At 54.1% G+C, this 16340-nt stretch carries 14 protein-coding genes; 4 read left to right on the forward strand and 10 right to left on the reverse strand.

Annotated features, from left to right (window positions below; all coding sequences use genetic code 11):
• Nucleotides 1–73: 73 nt before the first annotated feature.
• Entirely contained in the window at nt 74–289 is a 216-nt protein-coding gene (locus ABO_RS07100) for a helix-turn-helix domain-containing protein (protein ID WP_011588651.1), read from the reverse strand.
• 87 nt (nt 290–376) lie between these two features.
• Between ABO_RS07100 and ABO_RS14700 the strand changes: the two genes are divergently transcribed.
• Both ABO_RS14700 and ABO_RS07110 read left to right on the forward strand, forming a co-directional pair.
• Nucleotides 377–739, forward strand: coding sequence for an SEC-C metal-binding domain-containing protein (locus tag ABO_RS14700; protein WP_011588652.1), 363 nt, complete (start codon nt 377–379; stop codon nt 737–739).
• A 74-nt stretch (nt 740–813) separates the two neighbouring features.
• A complete protein-coding gene (locus tag ABO_RS07110) occupies nt 814–1065 on the forward strand; it encodes an AbrB/MazE/SpoVT family DNA-binding domain-containing protein (protein ID WP_031226830.1) in 252 nt (83 codons plus the stop codon).
• 1119 nt (nt 1066–2184) lie between these two features.
• Here the strand turns inward: ABO_RS07110 and ABO_RS07115 are convergent.
• The 9 genes from ABO_RS07115 to ABO_RS07155 form a co-directional block, all read right to left on the reverse strand.
• Nucleotides 2185–2514 carry a YnfA family protein gene (locus ABO_RS07115; RefSeq protein WP_011588654.1) on the reverse strand — a complete coding sequence of 110 codons (330 nt, stop codon included), beginning with the start codon at nt 2512–2514 and terminating at the stop codon, nt 2185–2187.
• 12 nt (nt 2515–2526) lie between these two features.
• A complete protein-coding gene (locus ABO_RS07120) occupies nt 2527–3450 on the reverse strand; it encodes a cation diffusion facilitator family transporter (RefSeq protein ID WP_011588655.1) in 924 nt (307 codons plus the stop codon).
• Nucleotides 3451–3517: 67 nt separating this feature from the next.
• Entirely contained in the window at nt 3518–3877 is a 360-nt protein-coding gene (locus tag ABO_RS07125) for a DUF3147 family protein (RefSeq protein ID WP_011588656.1), read from the reverse strand.
• An 8-nt stretch (nt 3878–3885) separates the two neighbouring features.
• Nucleotides 3886–4236, reverse strand: a complete 351-nt coding sequence (locus ABO_RS07130; protein WP_041704945.1) for a DUF6488 family protein — start codon at nt 4234–4236, stop codon at nt 3886–3888.
• A 28-nt stretch (nt 4237–4264) separates the two neighbouring features.
• Complete coding sequence (locus ABO_RS07135) at nt 4265–5116, reverse strand: HupE/UreJ family protein (RefSeq protein ID WP_050731531.1); 852 nt, start codon at nt 5114–5116, stop codon at nt 4265–4267.
• A 143-nt stretch (nt 5117–5259) separates the two neighbouring features.
• The gene (locus ABO_RS07140) at nt 5260–8382 is read right to left on the reverse strand and encodes an efflux RND transporter permease subunit (RefSeq protein ID WP_041704946.1); all 3123 of its coding nucleotides are present in this window, start codon (nt 8380–8382) and stop codon (nt 5260–5262) included.
• A gap of 14 nt (nt 8383–8396) precedes the next feature.
• Nucleotides 8397–9629, reverse strand: coding sequence for an efflux RND transporter periplasmic adaptor subunit (locus ABO_RS07145; protein WP_011588659.1), 1233 nt, complete (start codon nt 9627–9629; stop codon nt 8397–8399).
• Between the two features lie 18 nt (nt 9630–9647).
• Entirely contained in the window at nt 9648–10958 is a 1311-nt protein-coding gene (locus tag ABO_RS07150; RefSeq protein ID WP_011588660.1) for a TolC family protein, read from the reverse strand.
• Nucleotides 10959–12335: 1377 nt separating this feature from the next.
• Nucleotides 12336–13103 (reverse strand): alpha/beta fold hydrolase, encoded by a 768-nt coding sequence (locus ABO_RS07155; RefSeq protein WP_011588661.1) that lies wholly within the window; start codon nt 13101–13103, stop codon nt 12336–12338.
• A 702-nt stretch (nt 13104–13805) separates the two neighbouring features.
• Here ABO_RS07155 and ABO_RS07160 point away from each other — a divergent pair.
• Together ABO_RS07160 and ABO_RS07165 are read left to right on the forward strand one after the other, a co-directional pair.
• Nucleotides 13806–15104 carry a TolC family protein gene (locus ABO_RS07160; protein WP_011588662.1) on the forward strand — a complete coding sequence of 433 codons (1299 nt, stop codon included), beginning with the start codon at nt 13806–13808 and terminating at the stop codon, nt 15102–15104.
• Nucleotides 15101–16330, forward strand: coding sequence for an efflux RND transporter periplasmic adaptor subunit (locus ABO_RS07165; protein ID WP_011588663.1), 1230 nt, complete (start codon nt 15101–15103; stop codon nt 16328–16330). Before ABO_RS07160 ends, ABO_RS07165 begins: the two co-directional genes overlap by 4 nt.
• Nucleotides 16331–16340 lie beyond the last annotated feature (10 nt).

The raw sequence follows: 16340 nt of genomic DNA on the forward strand, positions 1-16340 counted from the left end.
TCCTGACGACACAAAACCGCTTGAACGAAAATAGTGAATTAAAGCCTGATACCGGTTCTACATGATAGGAATATCATTCATCGGTTAGAAAAATAGCAGCAGGAAGCGAGAGAGCGTCGCTAATCTGGTAGATTTTGAGCAGAGTAATGTTCTTTTCGCCACGCTCAATGTGACCCATATAGCTGCGGTCCAAGCCTGCTAAACTTGCAAGCTCCTCTTGGGATAGGCCTTTCTGCTTTCGCATTGCTCTAACCTTTGCGCCAAATGCCTGAAGACGAGCATTGCTCATGGAAGTCTCACCTAAAAGTGAGAACTATCATTTTTTGATGCCTGAGCATCCACGGACTATAATACCCATTTTCCGTTTGGGTGGAGAATGTCTCACCTGCAAAGAAATGCGCCATGCCCATGTGGTAGCGGGGTTAAATACAAGAAGTGCTGCTTGCCAAGGCAGGAAGCAGAGCTGCACGCCACGAACCAAGGGCAGGTATATGCGTTATTGAACCAGATTATTCCAGACACAATTGGCTCGCCCGACGAAAACAGCAAGGAGTTCCAGCGACTTGAGGAGTGGGCTAATCGCTATTTATCAGGGATTGATCGCCGGCACCCTCTATTTGAGCCTCTGTCCGATCATTTGTGCACACACAGTGAAATCATTGCAATCGCCAAACAACAGAAGATCCATAGTTATTTGTCCGTGGCCGAACCTCTATATATTGCATGGCTAAATTCTTGACCATCACTACCACATGGTTGTTACGGGTGATTTATCTATTTAAATTGAGGTTACACCCAATGTGTGAGGTGCTTATGAAATTGAAAGTGCAGAAAATTAGTAATGGCGCAGGACTTCGAGTCCCTAAAACTGTCTTGCAGCATCTTGGTCTTGATGTGGGAAGTATCGTTGATATGGAACTGACTGATGAGCAGTTGATCATTCGCCCAAAGCCCATGCCGACCTTGGAAGAGATGTTGGCAGCTTGTACACCAGAGAATACCGCACTGAGCGAGGAAGACCGCGAGTGGCTTAGCGATGGTCCGGTCGGTAAAGAGATTTTGTGATCCCCTGCCCGGCGCCACCAATAATGTAACAGGGATGCAGCGGTTGCGTCGCGCACAGTTGACACGGCATTCGTGCTACCCGATTGATTATCATAATAAAATACACCACTTGGTGTGCATACATGGTAAATATGGTAATTATTAGAACGCAGCTTGGAAAGATCTAGTGCATGTGGTCGTAAAGGCCCTGTAATGGACGAAAGACCAGAGCGTGTGTTTCTTGCAGTAGATCAAGAAACCTCAATTTCTGTCCCTACTGACGTATTTGATAGGGCTGCTGTAGCTTGGGTCAATCAAAGCAAGAAAGCTTTAGGGGAAGATTTGCGCGGGGTATAAGATCACCACCACATCTGCTTCTAGCCCTTTTAAAAGAAGCGTGCGGCCAACTGCCTTATCCACAAGACCTTCCAAGTCCACTTTTTCTACCGCTGTTGCGTCTCGCTTGTTAGCTTGTAACGACTATTCGCATTTATATAGGGTCACCAATTATTAAAACCGCCCCACCCCGCTCTGGTGGTTGAGTTCTCGCGGCAAACAACTGCTACTTTACGGCAGCACTAGCGTTGATTTTGATCCATTCAACTTGGGAAGGGGCTGTTCGCAAATCGACTGCTTTATTTGCTTTTCGACCAAGGTATTTCCACGAAAATTAAATATGGCCGCATTAGGTCCCCTAGCACGCTCACAGGAATGACTTGGGAAATGGGAACCACAATTTGATGTTGGGCAATATTACAATCTTGGTACTCATTGACCAACTAATTTGCATAAAAAAACGTAGTAGCACGGTTTCTTATTTCAGGGTAGTCACTGCCGCAATGCTGCTAATCCTGCATTTTGGGTGCGTTAGAATGAGAACTGGTTTGTCGCCGCCATGATGTGAGGCCAAGGTTGTCGCTATTAGCTGGAGCGCTGAAGGAGCCTCCTCTTCTAACATCTAAAAGCTTTAACTCAGGAGCCATGCATCCATTTTTGCAGCTCTGTAACTTTTTCTTGGAATTCTTTATCTGCGCTGGAAATATTGGCCCTACCATTCCATATGCTATTTCTTCGTACCAAGCTTGAGATTTAAACCACTCATTATTTCATGTTCGAGATGCCGCAGCTAAAGTTTCCCTGTCATCCTCGCGGGGCAAACATGATAATACCCATACCCGCGAGTGCTACCGCCACGCCCACAAAATCCCATGGATGAGGACGAACCCCCTCCACACCCCAGAGCCACAGCAAGGCAACGAACACATAGACCCCGCCGTAGGCCGCATAGACTCGTCCGGCATCGGTCGGATGCAAAGATAGTAACCAGGCGAACATGGCGAGGCTTGCGGCGGCTGGTAGCAACACCCATCCGGGAGCGGATTTTTTTAGCCACAAATACGGCAGGTAACAACCGACGATTTCGGTCACAGCTGTGAGGATGAATAATCCCAGGGTGTAGAGAGCCAACATGATTTCGCTCTTCTAGTGATGATCGCCAGCAGATAAACGCTGGTCAGAGGAATCTCGACAGAATTCTGCCGGCAGTTCAATTTCGATGGTCGTGTGAGCCAGTTGGTATGGCTCAAGTGCATCGGCCACCGCTATCTTGGTGGCGAGGTATTGCTCCAACGGGAAAGAATCCCTCATCACCAAATGCACCGTTAAAACATGGTGCTCTCCATCTAGGGACCAGAGGTGTTGATGGTGAACCTCGCTTATATGTTCAATGCCGAGCAGCGTTCGCCGAATCTCATCATGCAGCGCCGGGTCTGGTACCGCCTGGATAAAAAGTTTGCCGGTGGCCCAGAGGTTGCGGATTACATTTACCAGAATAAACAGGGTAAAACCGATGGACAGCAATGGATCAAGGATGGGCCAGTCCACGAATTGCAAAATGATCGAGACGATCAGCACCGCGACCCAGCCCAGGACATCTTCTAGTAAGTGCCAATTGAGCACTTTTTCGTTCAGTGACTTCCCTTTGCTCAGACGGTAGGCGGCGAACCCATTGACTGTAACCCCTAACAGGGCCAACGCGAGCATTCCTTCGGTAACTGGCATGACCGGGTCGGCCAGACGAGGGATCGCTTCACTGAGCACCCACAGCGACCCGCCCACCAAGACCAATCCGTTGATCAAGGCACCGAACAACGATAGCCTGCGATAGCCATAGGTAAATTCCCGGGTAGCCGCTTTACGTCCCTGCCGGTTCAGGAACCAGGCACTGCCTATGGCCAGGCTATCGCCCAGGTCATGCACTGCATCGGCCAGGATGGCCGTGCTGTTAGTCAACAACCCCCCAACAAACTCGATGAGGGTAAACCCCACATTGAGAAAGAATACCAGGCCAAGACGTCTGGAACTGGTGTCGTCTGAATGATTGTGCGCGTGATCATGGTGCCGCATTCATCTTACCTCGTTATAATGGTTCAACGGTTAAACGTGCATAGACGTATCTGGGTGGTCTGTCATATCAAGGCCACAAATTAATGCCAAATTGGCGCAGCAGTAGCGCGAAGATGCCGAAGCAAATAGCGGTAACCGCGCAGCTGACAAGTAGCGTTGGCCAGAAGCCCAATCGGCCCAATAGTAATGGGAAACTTAAAAACATGGGCAATGTCGGCAGCACATACCAGAGGGTATACCAGGCATGCCGGGCGATTTTCTCGTGAGGCTGATTTTCCACGTGCAGCCAAATCAGCACCAGAATGGTCACCAAAGGCAGTGCCGCCACCAGGGCGCCTAACTTGTCACTGCGCCTTGCAACCTCCGACACCACCACCACGATGGTTGCGGTAATCAGGTATTTGGTGATAAGCCATTGCCATGTCATAAATGTCGCTACTCCAAACCGTCAAACTCACCCGTAAAATTCACATCGTAAACTTTCCCGTCGCTGGATATGAGCACGTAAAGTGTTTTTGCCTCAGTCGCATTGGCCACCGAGATGATGAAATAACCACTGCCTTTCTTATGGATCTTCATAGCGGTAGCTGACGTTGTCTTCCAGTTTTCAGGCAGTTTTCCAAAGCCCAGTCCGACATCCTTGTCTGCCAACTGGAAGGTCGTGTCTTTGGCGAGCTGAAGCGCCGACGCTTCCGAAATCGGCTCGTGAGCGTGATCACTGTGTGCAAAAGCCTGCTGAAAACCGGCCAATAGAATAAGCGTAAAAATGGCAGCGAAAAATTTCATAATGGTATTCCCACAAAAGTTAACAAGATTAATGCGCGTGTGGCTCGCCACCCTCGTGGCGATGGACTTCGGGTTCTTCGGGCTGCGGGTCAGCGGACGGGGCTCCGAGCTCAAGGTTTCTCGGGTAGTTCGACAGAGGTGCTTTGTTATCTTCCATGTCCTCGTGGACATGCTGGTGGTCGTCCCGGTTGAGGGGGAAATCATCCGGATACTGCGTGTGCTGGAATCCATGTAACTGCATCAGCAGCAACAGGCCACCGGTAAGCATTATCGCCACGTTCGAGGCTTTGCTGAAGCGCCCAAATGACGGGTTTTTTCGCCACACCATGAGCAGGGCCAGCATAATGCTCAAGGCCACAATCTGGCCTAACTCGACGCCGACATTGAACGACAATATCTTGAGTACCAGGCCATCGTGCCCCAGCGGCAACTGCTGAAGCCGAGTGGACAGGCCAAACCCGTGAATCAAACCAAAGGCAAACACCATCCAGGTTAGGTTCGGGGATTTCATTTGCAAGTGCTTCTGAAAGCCGCCGAGGTTGTCGAAGGCTTTGTAACAGACCGTTAGCGCAATCACCGCATCGATCAGGTAGTAATTGGCGGTAATGCCAAACAGTGTGGCGAACACCAGGGTAATGGAATGGCCGACGGTGAAGGCGGTAATAAACTTGATGATTTCGCCAAAGCGCGTCAAAAAAAACATAACGCCGAACAGAAACAGCAAATGATCATAGCCACTCAGCATATGGGTGGCGCCCAACCGGATGTACTCCAGATAGCCCGCATTGAGTATCCGGGCCTGGTCTTCCGCCGACATGCCATGTGCCCAGGCCGAGGCACTAGCAAAAGACGCAATGGCGACAAATAAGAATTTAATCATAATGTATTCAACCTTGGTGATGATCGAGTCGATCACACCTGATTATGGAATTGAGTGACGGTCGCACCCACAGTTGCACTTCGCCCGCCAGGGTTTCGCTGCGGAAACAGGCTCCGGGCGTGCCCGAAGCCTGTTCAAGCCTGCTATGTTTTCGCTTTCTTGCGATGCAACAGCGCGTACAGCACCGGGAGCACAAACAGCGTCAACAAAGTCGAGGAGATGATTCCCCCGATCACCACGGTCGCCAACGGTCGCTGTACTTCCGCGCCAGTACCGGTGTTGAGCGCCATGGGCACAAAGCCGAGGCTCGCCACCAGGGCCGTCATCAAAACTGGCCGCAGGCGAACCAGCGCTCCTTCCACAATCGCCGTGATGAGATCCCCTTGTTCCCGCCACAAGTCGCGAATGAAGGCGACCATCACTAAACCATTGAGCACCGCCACGCCAGAGAGCGCGATAAAGCCCACGCCTGCCGAGATCGACAGCGGCATGTCCCGCAACCACAGCGACAACACCCCGCCGGTCAGAGCCAACGGAACGCCGGTAAAAATGATGAGAGCATCCTTGAGGGAGCCAAAGGCCATCACCAGCAGCGCGAGAATGATGGCGAGGGTCACCGGCACCACAATGGCAAGCCGCTGACTGGCGGACTCCAGTTGCTCGAAGGTGCCGCCGAAATCCAGCCAGTAACCGGCGGGGAGTTCCACATTGTCCGCAATGCGCGCCTGCGCCTCCTCGACAAATCCTCCGAGATCGCGGTCCCGGACATTGGCGGTGACTACCACCCGGCGCTTGCCGTTTTCCCGGCTGATCTGGTTAGGCGCCGGTGCCAGCTTCAACTCGGCGACTTCCGATAGCGGTAGATAACCGCCGTCTGGCAAAGGAATGGGCAGAAAGGCCAAGCTATCGATGTCGCGCCTGACTTTTTCCGGCAGGCGTACCACCAACTCAAAGCGACGGTCGCCCTCGTAGATCAACCCGGCGTTTCCACCACCGATCCCGGTCGCCACCAGTGCTTGTAAGTCTTCGACATTCAACCCGTAACGCGACAGCGCCATGCGTTTAGGATGCACTGATAGCATGGGTAGCCCCGTGACCTGTTCGACCCGGGCATCCGCCGCACCCTCCATGGACTCCACAACGTCAAGAACTTCGTTGGCCGACGCCAGCAACTGATCCAGATCATCGCCGAACACTTTGATACCGAGGTCGGCTCGGACGCCGGAGATCAGCTCATTGAAACGCATCTCAATGGGCTGAGTGAACTCGTACTTGTTCCCGGGAAGCCGTTCCACCGCCTCTGCTATTTCCGCCACCAGCTCATCTTTGGTTTTGCCAGAATCCGGCCACTGGCCGCGAGGCTTCAGGACGACAAAGTTATCAGCCACGCTGGGGGGCATGGGGTCCGTGGCCACTTCCGGTGTGCCGATTTTGGCGAACACCTTGTCAACCTCTGGGAACGCTTTCAGCGCCTCTTCCAGCTGCGCCTGCATCTCAATGGATTGCTCCAGGCCCGTTCCCGGAATGCGCAGAGCATGCAACGCAATATCCCCTTCGTCGAGTTGCGGAATAAACTCCGACCCGAGGGTGGTTGCTAGCCAGATACAGACGGCCACCAGCGCTGTTGCACCGCCCAATACCACCCAACGAAACTTCATAGCGACCAACAAGGCTGGCCTGTAGAGTGACTTGGAGCCTCTGATCACAGGGCTTTCCTTTTCACTGATTTTTCCCCGAAGGAACACCGCTACAGCGGCCGGCACCACGGTCAACGACAACGCCATTGCGGACAGCAGCGCCATTACCACGGTAGCCGCCATCGGGTGGAACATCTTACCTTCAACGCCAGTGAGTGAAAAAATCGGCAAGTACACTACGGTAATGATGGCGACGCCGAACAAGCTTGGACGAATGACTTCGTTGGTAGCCTCATATACTAACTGAAGCCGTTCCCGCAATGGCAGCTGACCATTGTCCTGAGATTGTGAGTGTTGGGCCTGGGATAACCGCCGAATACAGTTCTCGACAATGATCACGGCGCCGTCGACGATCAGGCCAAAATCCAAGGCGCCGAGGCTCATCAGATTGGCCGACACGCCCGATTTCACCATGCCAGTTATGGTGGCGAGCATGGACAAGGGAATGACTGCCGCGGTAATCAAGGCCGCGCGCAGGTTGCCCAATAACAGAAACAGTACCACGATCACCAGCAGCGCCCCTTCGAGCAGGTTCTTCTCCACCGTGGCGATGGCTTTGTCCACAAGGGTTGTGCGATCGTAAACCGCCTCCACCTTGACCCCTGCGGGGAGCGAGGGCTGAACGGCTTCTAGTTTTTCGGCCACGGCCTTCGCGACGGAGCGGGAATTTTCTCCCACCAGCATCATGGCCGTGCCCATCACTGTTTCCTTGCCGTCGCGGGTGGCGGCTCCCGTGCGCAGCTGCTTGCCAATGGCCACTTCGGCCACATCACTGACTTTCACCGGTGCTTTGTGGCGGTTGGTAATGACCACATGCTCAATCTCGGCAATGGACGCTAGTTGCCCAGGTGAGCGCACCAATAGCTGTTGTCCGTTTCGCTCGATATAGCCGGCGCCACGATTGACATTGTTGGCCTCGAGGGCTTCCAACAATTCATCCATGGTGACGCCAAATTGCAGTAACTTTTGTGGTGAGGGCGTGACGTGGTACTGCTTGTCGTAGCCACCGATGGTGTTTATCTCGATCACTCCCGGCACCTGCGCCAGTTGCGGCTTAATGATCCAGTCCTGAATTTCTCGCAATGCTGTGGCATCTAAAGGATTACCGTCAGCTTGGGTGGCGCCGGGCAAAGCTTCCACGGTGTACATCAAGATCTCGCCCAGACCGGTCGCGATGGGGCCCATTTCAGGTTCCAACCCAGGTGGCAGGGCATTCTTGATGGAGCCGAGGCGCTCATCGATCAGGTTGCGAGCGAAATAGATGTCTGTGCTTTCCTTGAACACCACCGTCACTTGGGACAAGCCATAGCGAGATATTGATCGGGTATACGATAAATTGGGCAAGCCATATAGGGCAGTTTCCACCGGGAAGGTGATGCGCTGTTCCGCCTCCAAGGGCGAATACCCCGGCGCTTCGGTGTTGATCTGCACTTGGACGTTGGTGATGTCCGGTACCGCATCGATAGGCAGGCGCTGAAAGCTCCATAAGCCCACACCGACCAGCACTAGAATAAGAGATAAGGTTAAAAATCGCCGCTCTACCGAGAAGCGTAAGATAGCATTAATCATCATACCCTCCTGGGTTAGTGGTCGTGGGATGCGCCAGATTTTTCGATATCGGCCTTGATTAAATAGCTGTTATCCACCACATAACGATCACCCACCTGCAGTCCATCCAACACTTCGGTCAAGGTGCCGTCACTGCGGCCAAGTTCCAGAGGGCGAATCTCATAGGTGGCGTCCACCTGAATAAACACCACGCTCCAGTCACGAAAGGACTGCAGTGCACGGTTTTCCACGGCCAGTGGCACCTCAGAGGTCTCTACCACTATGTCCCCCGCCACCAGCAAACCGGGGCTCAGCGTGCCAGCGGGGTTATCCACTTCCACACGGGCCAGGGTATAGGGAGCATTGCCCGGCGAAGGCAGTAAGTGACTGATGCTAGCCCGTTGATCAAAGCCCTCGGCTTGCAGGCGAACTTTCTGACCGACCGCCACCTCGGTGCGCTGACCCGGAAACACCCGAAGCTCTGCCCACAAGGTCGTTAAATCGGCAATCGCAAACAATGGTTGCTCACCGGCGACTTCGCCCACACTAATTTGGCGCTCGGTCACCACGCCATCTATGGGTGAGCGCAGGTCATAGGTTTTGAGACTTTCGTTGGACTCCACTTTTGCCAGCCGATCACCTTTGGCGACACGGTCCCCCAAACGAACGTTGACTTTGGTGATGACGCCGGGAAAGCGAGCGCGCACCCGCGCGATCTGTTCCGGTGCGATGGTCAGTTGCCCGTAGGTGGTCAGCGTTCGCTCAATTGAGCCCGGACCGGCCTCAGTAGCTTGAATTCCGGCCTTTTCAGCAATGTCGGCCGCAATGCGAGTACGACCTTCGTGGGACTCCCACTGCCACTGGTATTGTTTACCGTTCAATGCAAGCGTGACGTCCACATCAAAAGAATGGGGTTCGGTCACCACCCCGTCACCCAGCCAATAGTCTCCCTGGAAGACAAAATCGAAGGTATCCACTTGCCCACCCAAGCGGGTGAGTTGGACGTTGAGGTCAACATCATCGGTAATGGGCTTCCCGCCCTTTGTTACCCAGGCACGATATTCAGGGGGAACACCTTGCTCGAAAATCTGCAGCTCAACGGTAGTGTCGTCCTGTGTCAATAATAAACCGCCATGAGGACCCTTGGTCTCGGGCGCGCTTGATTGCGCGTCATTGTCGTCATCGTGCGTATCTTCGACCGCGTGGAGAGGCGTGGCGGCCAGACAGGTGGCCACCAGTATCCAGTAGAGTGGTTTCATCAATTGCATGGTTCACTAATCCTGTGTTTAGTTAGCGGGCGTGGCCTGGCCTTGGGTCATGGGCTGCGCCGTAAGCTGTTCGATAAGCGCCTGGTTGAGCAGCGCCGTGGCGGCTGCTTCGACGAGTGCCTCGCGGGCCGAGAGCAGTTCGCGCTGTGCGGCGGTCCACTCCACGTAGCTGTAGCGGCCGCGTTCATAGGCTTGTTGGGTAAGATTGAGCGCCTGGGTTAAATCGGGCAGCACTGCATCACGCAGCTGCTCAACGGCGGCAATGCTTTGTTGGCGGGTGTGGTAGGCTTCGAACAACAGGGAGTGCAGTTGCAGTAGCGCGCTCTGTTGGCGGTATTCCACCTCGTCACGCGCCGCGGTGGCGGCTTGCACTTCTCCACGATTCCGGCGACCGGCAAACAGTGGCATTGACACCCCGGCCACCAGCGCGGTATCGCCCGTTTCCTCAAAACGGCGGGCGCCGACCTGCCAGCGAATATCACTTTCGGATTGACTTTTAGCTAACTGGATCTCGGCATCGCGCATCCGTCGCTCGCTTGCGTAAACCCGGAGCATCGGACTGTCACTGGCCAGCTGGTACAGCACCTCGAAACGCTCGCCAAGCTCGAATCGGAACAGGTCTCCCTGCAACCGCTGAAAATCCACCCGCGTTTCGCTCCATAGTGAGGCCAGCGCCATCTTTCGCTTCTCGTACTCCGTTTGCAGCGCGTTGTGGGCAATCCGGCTCTGGGTAAGAGCGGCCTTGGCACGCAGAACTTCGGCCTCTGGTGCGGCGCCCTGCTTTGCACGGCGGGTAACGGTGTTAAAGGTGGCTTCGCTCAATTCCACTGCCCGAGCGGATAAATCAAGCTTTTCCTGCAGAGCCAAGGTGGCGACATAGCGCTGCGTCACCTGACCCAACAAATCCAGAGTCTCAGCTTCACGTTCGGCCTCCATCAGATCATAGCGGGAGCTCACGGCGCCTGTGCGAGCCCGGCGTTTGCCTCCCAGCTCAATGACTGAGGATAGCGACAGGGTGTAATCAGCTCTGTCGACTCCCTGCAGAGCACCGCTACCGAGTATATTCTCCACCTCCAGGCCCGCTTCATAGGCCGGTGCCTGATCGGCCGTAAGGCTTTTTCCCTCAAGCCCCTGCAGGCGAAAGTCGAATACCCGCAGACTGGGGTTTTGCGCCACCGTCCGGGACAGGGCGTCGGTAAGGGTGAGTGGTGTCTCTTCGGCGTGGGCAACGGAAACGTTGAGCGCCAGCACGAGTAGATACAAAGAATGGATATAAATCTGGCGCGGCGTTATACGCCGCCCAATGCTCATGGGCTTGCAAATAAGCATGCAACCTCTCCTACGAAGGTCTAATAAATAAAAGATGTTTCCTGAACGGAATGAATCGTAGGATTAGGCTATGGGAGGGCGGAACAAGGAGGGTGGAATGACTGAAGTATGACTGGCTTGATAGTCGGACAACCCCTGACCTGCGGACAAAATGGAAATATTTGATGCGGCGCTCACCAGCACCATATGACAGTGGGAATGGTTTTGATGGCAATGATCGGACACGTGATCCCGCGAAGGGTCGGATGAGGAAGACTCCTCCATTCCCAGAGTGACCGAGTTAAGGACGAGGTCTTCATGAGCGTGATCAAGCGTAGCAGGATAATGAGGTCGACTGGTATCCCCAATAGCTGCCAGTGACTGCAGAGCAATCACCAATGCTAACAAGACTGTTAACCAACGATTGATTATCAAAACAGACCGACTCATAGAACGAGTGCTGGATACTAACAATAAAGCGCGAGAATCAAAAGCACATTATCCCATTCAAATTTAAATTGCGATTACAAGCCTATGGAGGATCCGTTAGGGGGATAAGATGGGGAGAGATACTATCTTTTCCATCAATTTCACCGTCTCGGTGTTGGATAATTGCTGACCTTCTTCAAGGTATTTCCCTACCTTGGTGTCACTCTGCCAGCTTTCCTGATTAAAATTTATCCGTTTCCGTGCTGCCACTTGTGGCTGCTCCGCTCCGGCGAAAAGTCGAACTAGCAGGCCTTATTCAGGAGCAGCTTAAGAACTCCAGGGCTCGCTGTAATCAAGGGGCAAACAGTTGGCTAGAACAGGGGGATGTCACTTGAAGTCATGGAAATAGCGAATAAAAAAGATTTTTTATAACCATTAGTTATTGGTGAAGTTGCTAAATTCAACACTTTTAACGACCAGACCTCACATGGAACTGACTGATCGATCGGCAACAGATCATTCGGCCAATGCCAACGCTGGAGCAGATGCTGGAAACTTGCACGCCAGAGAATATGGCACTAATTAGTGAAGACCCCCAGTGGCTTAGCATTGATGGAGGGGCTGCGCCGCACACAGTTGACACAATAATGCTACTCCATTGATCATTATCATAAAATACATTGATTGGTGTGCATACATGTTAAATAGGATAATTATTAGAACTACGTACGCACGCTCGGTTGCCGCTGGCTGAGTAACTAAGATCCAAACTATTCACAGTGGTCGTTCTCCTGCATTTTCTACACAACTCTGCACCTGCGATCTGAATTCAAACGGAGAAAGATGGATCAGTATTGACCGTTGATGAACTACCGCACACAGCGGTAGTTCGAGGTAAGCAAGGATACTGGCGCGGAGCGCCACTCCCGCTCATTCCGTTAGGCGACAAACTGGATGCTCCAAGGCATGTTACGGCAACGCAGAAAGGAACGCGGACACTGCTTCCAACACTCCCTGCTCCTGCTCGCGATGCGGCACATGCCCGCATCGCTCAAGCATCACGACCTCCGCTGGTCCTGCTGACATGCGTTCCAACCGAGCAGGATGTGCCATGGAGCCGAACTCATCGTTATCTCCGTGCAGGCAAAGCAGTGGGCAGGTAACACGCTCCAGCTCCGCATCCAGATTCCACTCGGCGAAGGCCGGTGACAACCAGGTATCAATCCAGGCATGCAGAACCCAGTCAGCTTTTTCGCCATGGTACTTCTGCAACCGCGCCCGCTGAGTGGCATCCTCAAATGCCACTTGTGCATCGCGGATCCCCGCTAGGGTTTGCGCCTCCACCATGGCCTGGGCTGACTCGGTAATGACAGCCACACACCGCTGCCCCAGCGAAGCTGCCGCCGCCACGGCCATACCGCCGCCAACGCTGTGACCGAGTAACACCACCTGTGGCAATGCCAGTGCTGACATAAGGGAGTCAATCACCACGGCTTCGTCTTCCACAAAACTGAGGGGTAGAGACCCCTCACGCTTTGGCGATGCGCCAAAACCTACTCTGTCATAGGCTATCACCGTGCGGCCACAGGCCTGCGCCAGCGCCGCAGGGAACTCCCGCCATAAAGCAACACAGCCTAAAGAGTCGTGTAGCAATACGACAGGCGCCCTGTCACCCTCCACTGGCCATATCTTCACATTCAATGGCCCTACGGAGGTGGCAATCTGGTTATCAATCATTATTTTTCCCTAACTAAATAGCCTCTTGAGGCCATAACGCTGAAATGACTGGCGCAGTATTCACGAAATACCTGAAGTTTCAACCATCACCAAATAGGCAAATCCTTAGTCTATTTAGGCTCTCTTTATTTGCTTAGTCACGCTGCTCGCCACAGAAGGTGAATCCAAGCAAACGTGGATTCCATCTTGCTGCGCAAAACCTGTGCATAGAAGGGTTGTCGATGAGAATCAGATTGACGCACCAAGGCGGCTTGCTAGAGTATGCATCTTGATTCTTTTCGCACTCCCGACTGGCATAACATGAATTTCAGCAAGTCCAGACATTCCTTCACCGCTTTGTTGCTCGGCTTGCTGATGCTGTGCAGCGCCGTAGCGGGTGCAACCGAGTCAATCCCGCACTCGGTGAATGTGGAGGCGTCTTGCCAAGTTCATGTCTCTGAGGGCAAATCCGATGGCGCACCCGAAGAACGCCACAGTAGTGAATGTGAGCAACACCAGTGCTGCCTTCCGCACAGTTCATGCGCTACCCTCGCCCATCAGCCCATAACGCTCAGGCCTGTGCCCGCCAATGAATGGCACAAGCCCTCCCCTGCTCACGCGCGCTCTCTTGTCACGCAGCCTCCTGTGCCACCTCCCAATCGCAACGGATTGATCTGATTTTCGCCGGCGATCTTCGCCGCAATCCGTTATCGGGAGATTTTCATGAAATGCCGAACCTCCGGCTGGCGCCTTGTTGCGTCGTCCTTGCTGTGCCTGTTCGCGCCAGGCCATCTCATCGCGGGTAATACATCGGTGCCAATGGGCACCGAGATTACCCTGCAAGACGTGCTCAGCCGCACCGTAGAGCAGAACCCAGCGCTTGGCGTTTACCCCTATCGGCTCAGGGCAGCGGATGCGGCGGTGCTCCAGTCCAGCCTTGGGCCGCAGCCAGAACTGTCCGTTGAGGTGGAAAATATTGCCGGAGACGCACCATTGAATGGCGTTGAAGGTGCACAAATCACTGTTGCCTTGAGCCAGCTGATCGAGCTTGGCAACAAGCGAAATTCACGTAATGAGGTGGCGACTCGCGCTCTCAATACGGAACAACAGGGCTACGCTATCGCACGGCTCGATGTGCTGGGTGAAGCCGTGACTCGTTACATTGCATTGGCGCGTTTTGAAGAAGAATTGGCACTGGCTGAACGCACATTGGCTTTAGCGGAAAAAGCAAAACAGGCGGCACGCCGTCGTGTTAATGCCGGTGCGGCCTCGAAGGCGGATTTAACCCGAATGACCCTCGCCAGCCGGCATGCGGATATTGCCCGCCGGCGCGCTGATATGGAGCGTGGCCGAGCCAGCCAGCAACTGGCTGCGCTTTGGGGCCAGCAAGGCGCAGATCAACTGCACCCCGCAACCTCGTTGCGGCCGCTTCCCAAGCTTCCACCGCGCGAGCAAATTCTGGACCAGCTGGAGCAGGCTCCGCAATTGCTGCAGCTGGCGAGCGAAACGCGCCTGCATGCGGCCCAGAGCCGCCTGGCCAATGCCCGTGGCAGCCGCGATGTCACCGTCTCTGTTGGCGCGCGCCATGATCGAGTGGACAACAACAATACCCTGGTGCTGGGGTTCTCTGTTCCGCTTGGTCTGAAGAATCCTAACCGCGGCAATATAGCCCGAGCCGAATCACAACTGGCTGCCAGTGAAGCACAGCTACAGGCCCGCAGGATTGAACTGGTGGCAACGCTGGACACCCTCTATCGCTCACTGAATCTGTTACGTGAAGAGCTCGCGCTCATTGATGAGAGCGCGTTGCCCTTGGCCAGACAACTGTATGCAGACATCCAAAAGGGCTATCGCTCCGGTCGCTACAGCCTGCTTGAGCTGATCGATGCCCAGCAAGAGCAACTTAATCTGGAATACCGGGCCATTAACCTCGCCGCGCAGTTTCACCTGCAACGAAACGAACTGGAACGCCTCACTGGCTTGCCTTTTTCCCAGGCTGACGAACAGGAGATTTCCCAATGAAAATGCTAGTAACGCTTTCCACGCTTTATCTCCTGACACTTTCCTCTCTGGTAACCGCCAGTGGTGGCCATGGGCACGGTGAAGACGATCATGACGCACACAAACAAGAAACCACAGGCCCCAACGGCGGGCATTTACTGAAAGAGCGGGACATTACTTTAGAAGTTCTCAAAACCGAAAGTGGCGGCCTGGCCTCGTTGCAGGCCTGGGTCACCCGTGACAATAAGCCAGTGGATGACTTAATCCTTTCTGCCACCCTCACCCGCCTGGACGGAGTACAGAAAAGAGTTACCTTCCAGCAAGACGACCATCACTGGAAGGGAAAGCAAAAGATACAACCGCCCCATTCCTTCGATGTCAGCTTTGATCTGAAGCTGGATGGCGAGCACCATCAATGGCAATGGCCCTCCTACGAGGGCCGCGTGGCCATTTCGGCGGAAGCCGCAGAAAAAGCAGGTATCACCACCAAGAAAGCCAGTGGCGGCGTTATTGCCACGCAAACCCATGCATACGGGCGCTTGGTGATCGCCCCTGAGCATCAGGCTGATTTGCGTGCCCGTTTTCCCGGGCTAATAAAGTCGATAACCGCTTCTGTTGGTGATGCCGTCAGCAAGGGGGAGATACTCGCCGTGATCGAATCCAATGACAGCCTGCGAGGCTACCGCCTGCGGGCCCCGTTCAGCGGTGTTATTCATCAGCGTCATGCTAATGCTGGTGAAGTCGCAGGCCAACAGCCCCTACTGACACTTATCAACAGTGAATCGCTATGGGCGGAACTGACGCTGTTTCCTCAGCAGCGGGCTGCGGTAAAAAAAGGACAAGCCGTCACCCTGCACCTTGGCGAACGTCAGTGGCAAAGCCAGATCAAAAGCCTGGTGCCGGCACCCGATACCGGATCCGTGCCGGCCATGATTGCCCGAGTGTCGCTGGACAATAGCGATGGCCGTTTAGCCCCGGGGGACTTCGTTGAGGCTGTCATCACCACCGGCAACCACTCAGTTCCTCTGCGAGTGGATAACCGTGCCCTGCAGGAAATGGAGGGTAAAACTGTTGTGTTCCTCAATGGCGCAGAGGCGTATGAAAGCCGTGCACTCACTTTAGGCCGGCGTGATAACCGCTACAGCGAAGTGCTCGATGGCCTTAACCCCGGGGATCAGTACGTGGTGGAAAACAGTTACCTGATTAAAGCTGACATTCTTAAAGCCGGCGCGGCTCACCACCACTAAGGAGAATCCG

The sequence above is a fragment of the Alcanivorax borkumensis SK2 genome (assembly GCF_000009365.1).
In the GTDB taxonomy this organism is placed as follows: Bacteria; Pseudomonadota; Gammaproteobacteria; order Pseudomonadales; family Alcanivoracaceae; genus Alcanivorax; species Alcanivorax borkumensis.